Below are 9,468 nucleotides of genomic sequence, written 5' to 3'. Positions count from 1 at the left end.
GCGTGGCATTGACCTTGCCGTAATTGACGTAGGGTCCGTAGCGGCCGTCGCGCACGACGATCTTGCCGCCGCCGTCGGGATGCTCGCCCAGTTCCTTCAACGCAGCCGGCGTGCTCCCGTTGCGGCCGCCCTTGCCCTTCTGCTGCTTCTCGGCGATCACCGAAACGGCGCGGTTCAGGCCGATCGAGAACACGTCCTCGATGCTTTCGAGATTGGCGTAGGTGCCGTCGTGCAGCACGAAGGGTCCGTACCGCCCAAGACCGGCCGAAATCATCTTGCCGGTTTCCGGATGCTTGCCGACATCGCGCGGCAATGCCAGCAGCGCCAGCGCCTTCTCATGGTCGATCGACTCGGCGGTCCAGCCCTTGGGCAGGCTCGAGCGCTTGGCGTCCTTGCCTTCGCCGCGCTGGATGTAGGGGCCGAAGCGGCCGCTCCTGAGCGTGATCTCCTCGGCGGTGTATGGATCCTTGCCGAGCAGCTTGACGCCGTCGTCGCCGTTGCCGTTCTCGCCGTTGGGATTGGCGGCGTCGCCAAGCTGGCGGGTATAGGAGCATTCCGGATAGTTCGAGCAGCCGACGAAGGCGCCGAACTTACCGAGCTTCAGCGACAGGTTGCCGGTGCCGCATTTCGGGCAGACGCGCGGGTTTGAGCCGTCCTCCCGCGCGGGGAACACCAGCGGCGCCAGCTCATCGTTGAGCGCATCGAGCACGTCTGAGACGCGCAGTTCCTTGATATCGTCGACGGCGCCCGAAAAATCCTTCCAGAAGTCGCGCAGCACGTCCTTCCAGGCGAGCTTGCCGTCGGAGATCTCGTCGAGCTTTTCCTCGAGCGAGGCGGTGAAGTCATATTCGACATAGCGCTCGAAGAAGCTTTCGAGGAAGGCCGACAGCAACCGGCCCTTGGCCTGCGGCACCAGCTTGCGCCGGTCGATGGCGACGTAGTCGCGGTCCTCGAGCGTCTTCAGGATCGCCGTGTAGGTCGACGGCCGGCCAATGCCGAGCTCTTCCAGCTTCTTGATCAGCGACGCCTCGGAATAGCGCGGCGGCGGCTCGGTCGTGTGCTGGGTGGCGTTGATCGCCTCGCGGGCAAGCTGTTCGCCGGCGCGGATCTCGGGCAGGCGGCGGCTCTCCTCGTCCTCTGCGTCCTCGTCCTTCTGGTCGGTGTAGGCGGCGATGAAGCCGTCGAAGCGGATGACGGAGCCGACCGCGCGAAGCTCGGCGGTGCGGGCGCCGTTGACCGCCTCGATCTCGACCGTGGTGCGCTCGATCTCGGCCGGCTGCATCTGGCTGGCGATCGCGCGCTTCCAGATCAGCTCATAGAGGCGCGCCTGATCGGCATCGAGATATTGCCTGACCGATGCCGGCGTGCGCTTGAAATCGGTAGGGCGGATCGCCTCATGCGCTTCCTGGGCGTTCTTGGCCTTGACCGAATAATAGCGTGGGTTTTCGGGCAGGTATTTCGCGCCGAACTCGCTGGCGATGGCATCGCGCGCCGCGGTGATCGCCTCCGGCGCCATCTGCACGCCGTCGGTTCGCATATAGGTGATGAGGCCGGCGGTCTCGCCGCCGACATCCATGCCTTCGTAAAGCTTCTGCGCCACCTGCATGGTGCGGTTGGCCGAGAAGCCGAGCCGCGAGGAGGCGGCCTGTTGCAGCGTCGAGGTGGTGAAGGGCGGGCCCGGATTGCGCTTGGTGGGCTTGGCTTCGACCGACAGCGCCTTGAAGGTCGCGCCATCGAGCATCGCCTTGATGTCGTCGGCCTGGGCCTTGTTGGCGATGTCGAGCTTCTGCAACTTCTTGCCGGCATAGGCGGTCAGCCGCGCCTCGAAACTGTCGTTGCGCGGCGTGTTGAGGATGGCGGCGATCTGCCAGTATTCCTCGCGGACGAAGCGCTCGATCTCGGATTCGCGGTCGCAGACCAGCCGCAGCGCCACCGACTGCACGCGCCCGGCGGAACGGGCGCCCGGCAGCTTGCGCCACAGCACCGGCGAGAGGGTGAAGCCGACGAGATAGTCGAGCGCGCGGCGCGCGAGATAGGCGTCCACCAGCGGCGCATCGATCTGGCGCGGATTGGCCATGGCCTCCATTACCGAGGTCTTTGTTATGGCGTTGAAGACGACGCGGCTGACCGGCTTGTCCTTCAGCGCGCGCTTCTGCCTCAGCACTTCCAGCACATGCCAGGAAATCGCCTCGCCCTCGCGATCCGGGTCGGTGGCGAGGATCAGCCCGTCGGCGTCCTTGACCGCCTTGGCGATGTCGGCGAGGCGCTTGCCGGAGGCGGTGTCTACCGACCAGGACATGGCGAAGTCCTCGTCCGGGCGCACCGAGCCGTCCTTGGCCGGCAGATCGCGGACATGGCCGAACGAGGCCAGGACCTTATAGTTCTTGCCCAGATATTTGTTGATTGTCTTCGCCTTGGCCGGCGATTCGACGACGACGACGTCCATGAGGTCTCTTATCAGCTGTGAGGCGGCGGAAGAGCTCCGCGGCGCACGACGAAATCCCACTCTTTTCGTCGCTCACATGGCCGTGCTTTTGCAATCGGTCAAGGGGACAGGCCCAATTTGCGAACTGGCCGACAGCGATACACTCTTAGAGTGTATGGCGGAGAACACATTTTTTGGCGCACCGACGGATCGTGTCTTGGTTCGGTCTTTTACCGAGGGGAGTCGCCGACAGAACCAGCATCGGCCCGGCGGTACGCGGACGGCACGCGGCACTGCGCGCCATCCATCGAACGCGCAGCGGCCGCCGCTTCTTCCTCGGCTAGCGACCACGCGCCACACAATGGTGATTGGCACGAGGGCGCCGGCATCGCTATATCGGCGCCAGCACAACCGGGGCATCGTGAAATGGCATTGGACATCGGCTATGTCAGCGCGGTCGGGGCAGGGGCGATCTCGTTCCTGTCGCCTTGCGTGCTGCCGCTGGTGCCGCCTTATCTTTGCTACATGGCCGGCGTGTCGGTCGACGATTTCCGCGGCAACGCCGGCGCGACGGCGCGCGAAGGCGCACGTGGCGCGCTGCTTTATGCCTCTCTTGCCTTCGTCCTCGGCTTCTCCACCGTCTTCGTCGCGCTTGGCGCCGGCGCCTCTACGATCGGCCGGCTGCTGCGCGTCTGGCAGGAACCGCTGGCAATGGTGGCCGGCGCGCTGATCATCATCATGGGCCTGAATTTTCTCGGCATCCTGCGCATCCCGCTGTTGTCGCGCGAGGCGCGCTTCCAGTCACAGGGCAAGCCGGCCAGCATGATCGCCGCCTATGTCATGGGGCTGGCCTTTGCTTTCGGCTGGACGCCCTGCATCGGCCCCGTGCTGGGGCCGATCCTGACCTTAGCCGGCGGCCGCGAGACGGTGGGCGAGGGCGCGCTGCTGCTCGCCGCCTATTCGCTCGGGCTTGGCATTCCCTTCCTGATCGCGGCGCTGTTTTCCGGCGCCTTCATGCGCTTCCTGGGAAAATTTCGCGTCCATCTCGGTCGCGTGGAAAAAGCGATCGGCGCGCTGCTCGTCGTCGCCGGCGTGTTTTTTCTCACCGGTGGCGTGCAGAGCGCATCCTACTGGCTGCTGGAAAACTTCCCGGCGCTCGGGCGGCTCGGGTGATCTGCCACTTCGTGCACAGGATCGAATTGTGGACCTGCCGATCAAGAGTCCAGGTGATCCGCTGTCTCACCGGAATTTAACCGCATTGGTGCAGCATCACGCCGCTGCTAGCATGCGATGATTTGAATCCTTTCATACGGTTGCCCTATGAGCCAGAGATCCTGCCTGTCCGTCATCCTCGCCGCCGGCGAAGGTACGCGCATGAAGAGCGCGATGCCCAAGGTGCTGCACGCCATTGCCGGCTTGCCGATGGTGGCTCATGTGGTGAAGGCCGCTGAGGCCGCCGGGGCAACGGGTCTGGCGCTGGTGATCGGCCACGGCGCCGACGAGATGCGGAAGGCGGTGCAGAAATTCGCGCCGAAAGCCGAGACCTTCGTGCAGGAGAAGCGGCTCGGCACGGCCCATGCGGTGCTTGCCGCGCGCGAAGCGATAGCGAAGGGCTACGACGACATCCTCGTCATGTTCGGCGACACGCCGCTGATCGATGCGGCAGCGCTGGCTGCCGCGCGGCAGAAGCTGGCGGAGGGTGCTGCCGTTGCGGTGATCGGCTTCCGCCCGCCCAATCCGACGGGATACGGCCGGCTGATCGAGAAGGGCGGGCGTCTCGTCGCCATCAGGGAGGAGAAGGACTGCTCCGAGGCGGAAAAAAAGATCGGCTTCTGCAATGCCGGGATGATGGCGGTGGCCGGCAACCAGGCGCTTCGGCTGCTCGACAAGGTCGGCAACAATAATGCCAAGGGCGAGTTCTATCTCACCGACATCGTCGAGCTCGCCGGCGCGGACGGGCTCGATGTGGTGGCCACGGAGGCGAGCTTCGAAAGCGCGCTCGGCATCAACAACCGGGCCGAGCTCGCCGAGGCGGAAGCTATCTGGCAGGCGCGCCAGCGGCGCGAGGCGATGCTTGCCGGCGTGACGCTGATCGCGCCTGAAACCGTCTACTTCTCGCACGACACCGAGATCGGTGCCGATACGATTGTCGAGCCGCATGTCTGGTTCGGCCCGGGCGTCAAGATCGCTTCAGGGGCGAAAATCCACGCCTTCAGCCATATCGAAGGCGCCACGATCGCTTCCAATTGCGATGTCGGGCCGTTCGCGCGGCTGCGGCCGGGCGCTGATCTGCGGCAAAAGGCCAAGGTCGGCAATTTCTGCGAGGTCAAGCAGGCAACGATCGAGGAAGGCGCCAAGGTCAACCACCTGACTTATATCGGCGACGCGCGGGTCGGTGCTGGGGCGAATATCGGCGCTGGCACCATCACCTGCAACTATGACGGCTTTTCCAAATTCTTCACCGATATCGGCGAGGGCGCGTTCGTCGGCTCCAACTCCGCGCTGGTGGCGCCGGTCACGATCGGCAAGGGTGGCTACATCGCTTCGGGCAGCGTGATCACCGAGAGCGTGCCCGACGATGCGCTGGCCTTCGGCCGCGCCCGCCAAAAGACGCTGCCCAGAAAAGGCAAGGAATTGCGCGAGCGCTTCGCGTCGGCGGCCGCGGCGAAGAAAAGAGCCGCGGAATGATCGTCAAAGGACGTTTGCTGGGCCGGCGCCGCTGGCGCCAACCATAATGATCGAGCACCGCGCCGCGAAAAACCAACCATTTGCAGTAACCGGATTGCAAGCGCGGCGTGTCATGGTGCATCAGTCGCAAAACCGTTCCGGGTGACACCGAACGAAACGCAAAGTGACTTTCGCGGCAGGCCGGCCATCCGTAAATAGCGCTGGGTTTTCGCGGGGAATCGGGGGCAGCGTATGTGCGGTATCGTTGGAATTGTCGGCCATTCACAGGTCGCGCCGCTGATCGTCGATGCGCTGAAGCGGCTCGAATATCGCGGCTATGACTCGGCCGGCGTCGCCACCATCGAGAATGGCACGCTCGGCCGCCGCCGCGCCGAAGGCAAGCTCATCAATCTCGAACGCCGGCTGAAAGAAGATCCGCTGGAAGGCACGATCGGCATCGGCCATACCCGCTGGGCGACCCATGGCGTGCCGAACGAGACCAATGCGCATCCGCATTTTTCCGAAGGCGTCGCGATTGTCCACAACGGCATCATCGAGAACTTCGCCGAGCTGCGCGACGAGCTCTCCCGCGATGGCTACAAATTCGCCTCTCAGACGGACACCGAGGTCGTCGCGCATCTGGTCGCGCGGGAGCTCGCCAAGGGGCTGAAGCCGGTCCAGGCAGCGCACCAGGCGCTGAAGCGGCTCTCGGGCGCGTTTGCGCTGGCGATCATGTTCAAGGGCGACGAGGATCTGATCGTCGGCGCCCGCAACGGTCCGCCGCTTGCTGTCGGCCATGGCGACGGCGAGATGTTTTTGGGCTCGGACGCGATCGCGCTGGCGCCTTTCACCAACGCAGTCACCTATCTCGAAGATGGCGACTGGGCGGAAGTGCGTCGCAACAGCGTCACCATCTATGACGCCGACGGCAACAAGGTCGACCGCAAGCGCCAGCAGTCGCTCTCGACCAGCTTCATGGTCGACAAGGGCAACCGCCGCCATTTCATGGAAAAGGAAATCCATGAGCAGCCGGAGGTGATCTCGCACACGCTGGCGCATTATGTCGATTTCGTCTCCGGCGTGTCGAGGCCGCTCGATCTGCCCTTCGACTTTGCCAAGATCGGCCGGTTGGCGCTCTCGGCCTGCGGCACCGCCTATCTGGCCGGGCTGATCAGCAAATACTGGTTCGAGCGCTATGCGCGGCTGCCGGTCGACATCGACGTCGCCTCGGAATTCCGTTACCGCGAGATGCCGTTGTCCGGGAACGACGCGGCGTTCTTCATATCGCAGTCGGGCGAGACCGCCGACACGCTGGCTTCCCTGCGCTACTGCCGCCAGGCCGGCATGAAGATCGGCGCGGTCGTCAATGTGCGCGAATCGACCATGGCGCGCGAATCCGACGTCGTGCTGCCGACGCTTGCCGGGCCGGAGATCGGCGTCGCCTCGACGAAGGCTTTCACCTGCCAGCTCTCCGTGCTGGCCTCGCTCGCAGTGCGGGCCGGCGTGGCGCGCGGGACGATCTCGCGCGATGAGGAGAAGCGGCTGGTGCGCGAGCTTTCCGAGGCTCCGCGCTTTGCCACACAGGTGCTGAAGCTCGACGAGCAGATCGAACGCATCTCGCGTGATCTGTCCCGCTACAAGGATGTGCTCTATCTCGGCCGCGACACCAATTTTCCACTAGCCATGGAAGGGGCGCTGAAGCTCAAGGAAATCTCCTACATCCACGCCGAAGGCTATGCCGGCGGCGAGCTGAAGCACGGACCGATCGCGCTGATCGACGAAAACATGCCGGTTATCGTGATCGCGCCGCATGACCGCATCTTCGAAAAGACGGTTTCCAACATGCAGGAAGTCGCGGCGCGCGGCGGCAAGATCATCCTGATCACCGACGCCAAGGGCGCGGCCCAGGCCGGCATCAAGTCGATGGAGACGATCATCCTGCCCGAAGTACCTGAGATCATCGCGCCGATCATCTACGCGCTGCCGATCCAGATGCTCGCCTATTTCACCGCAGTGTTCATGGGCACCGATGTCGACCAGCCGCGCAATCTGGCGAAATCGGTCACGGTGGAATAGCACTGTCACTGCTTCTTTTCGGCACCGTAGTTCGAAGTATGGCGTGCCGATGGCCCTTTCACTCCTCGAGGGGCGTCGCGGAATGGATCCTGGGTCTACGCCGCGTCGCTTCGCTCCTTGCTCCGCGCGTGGATGACGAAGGGAGGGGTGTTGCAGCCAGTCGCGAACGCAGGAGCTTCCATTTGGAACGCTGAAAGCCGCTTCATAGAGAGCGCTCTTTAAAAACTTCGCAGTTCCAAACCGAATTGCGGTTCACTAAAGTTCAACCGCAATCTGCGCCGCGGTGATCCTATGTCCGACGCCCTGAAGACCTCTGGCATGACCCGGCTCAGGAATTACTTCCTGACGGGCTTCATCGTCTGCGCGCCGCTGGCGATCACCGCCTATATCGCCTGGTCGCTCATCGGCTGGGTCGATTCCTGGGTGAAGCCCTACATTCCCGCCCGCTACAATCCGGACACCTATCTGCCGTTTCCGGTCCCCGGCTTCGGGCTGATCGTGGCGCTGGTGCTGATCACGTTCATCGGTTTCATGACGGCCAACATCGTCGGCCGCGCAATCGTCAATTTCGGCGAGCGGCTGCTTGGCCGCATGCCGCTGGTGCGCGGTATCTACCGCTCCCTGAAGCAGATTTTCGAGACGGTGCTGTCAAACAAGGGCGACATGTTCCGCCAGGTCGGGCTGGTCGAATATCCGCGCAAGGGAGTCTGGTCGCTGGTCTTTGTCGCCAGCGAGAAGGAAACCGAGATCAACCAGAAGCTCGACCAGGAAGGCGATCCGTTGATCGCGGTGTTCATGCCCTGCACGCCGAACCCGACCACAGGCTTCCTGATGTATGTTTACAAATCCGAGATCGTGCTGCTCGACATGACGATCGAGGACGGCGCCAAGCTGATCGTTTCGGCCGGCATGGTGGCGCCGGAGGTCAAGGCCAAGCTGGTGACGCTGAACGGCGAGCCGATCGAAGGGCCGCTTGCCAATCCGGCGCTGGGCGCGGCTCAGCCGGCGCGCAGCAGCCGCACCGCCTCGTCGCGCCCGAACAGGTAGAGCAACAGCCGCAGCGCCTCGCCGCGCCCAGACTGCAATTCGGGGTCGCGTGACAGGATCAGCCTTGCGTCGTCGCGGGCGGCTTCCAGCAGGTCGGCATGGAACTCGATGCGCGCGACCTGGAAACCTGGCGTGCCGGACTGGCGGGTGCCCAGCAGTTCGCCTTCGCCGCGCAGCTTCAGATCCTCCTCGGCTATGCGGAAGCCGTCCTCCGTCTCGCGCATCACCGAAAGCCGGCGCTTTGCGGTCTCACCGAGCGGATCCTTGTAGAGCAGCACGCAGGACGATGGCTTGTCGCCGCGCCCGACCCGGCCGCGCAGTTGGTGCAACTGGGCAAGGCCGAAGCGCTCGGCATGCTCGATGACGATGATCGTGGCGTCCGGCACGTCGACGCCGACCTCGATGACGGTGGTGGCGATCAATATGCGCGTTTCGCCCTGCTTGAAGGCGCGCATCGCATCGTCCTTCTCCGCGCCCTTCATGCGGCCATGCACGAGGCCGATCTGGTCGCCGAAGAGCGGCTTCAGCGAAGCGAAGCGGTCTTCCGCCGACATCAGCTTGATCTCTTCGGATTCCTCGACCAGCGGACAGATCCAGTAGATCTTCTGACCCTCGGCGACGGCGTCGACCATGCGCCCGACTAACTCGTCCAGCCTCTCCATTGGCAAAGTGACGGTGCGTATCGGCTGGCGGCCCGCCGGCTTTTCGGTGAGCTTCGAGACATCCATGTCGCCGAAGGCGGTCAGCACCAGCGTGCGCGGAATGGGCGTCGCCGTCATCACCAGCATATCGGGCGCGTCGCCTTTGGCGGTGATGGCGAGACGCTGGTGGACACCGAAGCGGTGCTGCTCGTCGACGACGGCAAGCACGAGGTCGTGGAAGGTCACCGTCTCCTGGAACAGCGCGTGCGTGCCGACGACGATGTCGATCGCACCGCTGGCGAGGCCTTCCAGTGTTTCGGCGCGTTCGCGTCCCTTCTCCCGGCCGGTGAGGACGGCGACGCTGAGGCCGGCTTTTTCCGCCAGCGGGGCAATCGTTGCTAGGTGCTGCCGCGCCAGGATTTCGGTCGGCGCCATCAGCGCAGCCTGGCCGCTGGCTTCGACCGCGCGCCCCATGGCAAGCAGTGCGACCACCGTCTTACCGGAGCCGACGTCGCCCTGCAGCAGACGCAGCATGCGTTCGGGGTCGGCCAGGTCGGCGTTGATTTCGCCGAGCGCGAATTCCTGGCTGGGGGTGAGCTTGTAGGGCAGGGC

At 64.3% G+C, this 9,468-nt stretch carries 6 protein-coding genes; 4 read left to right on the top strand and 2 right to left on the bottom strand.

The genetic code is table 11. The features are described 5' to 3' along the window. Positions 1–2,446: type I DNA topoisomerase (gene topA / locus EOA32_RS27865; RefSeq protein ID WP_128373426.1), on the bottom strand; the 2,446-nt coding region annotated here is incomplete at its 3' end. A gap of 405 nt (positions 2,447–2,851) precedes the next feature. Between topA and EOA32_RS27860 the strand changes: the two genes are divergently transcribed. From EOA32_RS27860 to EOA32_RS27845, 4 genes are all read left to right on the top strand, one after another. Next, positions 2,852–3,598, top strand: coding sequence for a cytochrome c biogenesis CcdA family protein (locus EOA32_RS27860; RefSeq protein ID WP_128373425.1), 747 nt, complete (start codon positions 2,852–2,854; stop codon positions 3,596–3,598). Between the two features lie 147 nt (positions 3,599–3,745). Continuing rightward, positions 3,746–5,113: a bifunctional UDP-N-acetylglucosamine diphosphorylase/glucosamine-1-phosphate N-acetyltransferase GlmU gene (glmU, locus tag EOA32_RS27855; RefSeq protein WP_128373424.1), complete on the top strand. Its 1,368-nt coding sequence runs from the start codon at positions 3,746–3,748 to the stop codon at positions 5,111–5,113. A gap of 231 nt (positions 5,114–5,344) precedes the next feature. Further along, on the top strand, positions 5,345–7,168 hold the full coding sequence (glmS, locus tag EOA32_RS27850) for a glutamine--fructose-6-phosphate transaminase (isomerizing) (protein WP_095802210.1): 1,824 nt from the start codon (positions 5,345–5,347) through the stop codon (positions 7,166–7,168). Between the two features lie 291 nt (positions 7,169–7,459). Next, a complete protein-coding gene (locus tag EOA32_RS27845) occupies positions 7,460–8,215 on the top strand; it encodes a DUF502 domain-containing protein (RefSeq protein ID WP_067000327.1) in 756 nt (251 codons plus the stop codon). On the opposite strand, the gene recG is transcribed toward EOA32_RS27845, so the two are convergent. Then, positions 8,167–9,468: ATP-dependent DNA helicase RecG (gene recG / locus EOA32_RS27840; RefSeq protein ID WP_128373423.1), on the bottom strand; the 1,302-nt coding region annotated here is incomplete at its 5' end. The two genes, EOA32_RS27845 and recG, sit on opposite strands and share 49 nt — an antisense overlap.

Origin of the sequence: Mesorhizobium sp. M1A.F.Ca.ET.072.01.1.1, from assembly GCF_004023325.1 — a bacterium.
Classification (GTDB): Bacteria; Pseudomonadota; Alphaproteobacteria; order Rhizobiales; family Rhizobiaceae; genus Mesorhizobium.
Note: the sequence above shows the minus strand (reverse complement) of the source record. Positions and strands in the feature narration are given on the sequence as shown.

Excerpts from the sequence above, each read along its gene's own strand:
- EOA32_RS27860 (WP_128373425.1), top strand. The coding sequence starts at position 2,852 with ATGGCATTGGACATCGGCTATGTCAGCGCGGTCGGGGCAGGGGCGATC.
- glmU (WP_128373424.1), top strand. The coding sequence starts at position 3,746 with ATGAGCCAGAGATCCTGCCTGTCCGTCATCCTCGCCGCCGGCGAAGGT.
- glmS (WP_095802210.1), top strand. The coding sequence starts at position 5,345 with ATGTGCGGTATCGTTGGAATTGTCGGCCATTCACAGGTCGCGCCGCTG.
- EOA32_RS27845 (WP_067000327.1), top strand. The coding sequence starts at position 7,460 with ATGTCCGACGCCCTGAAGACCTCTGGCATGACCCGGCTCAGGAATTAC.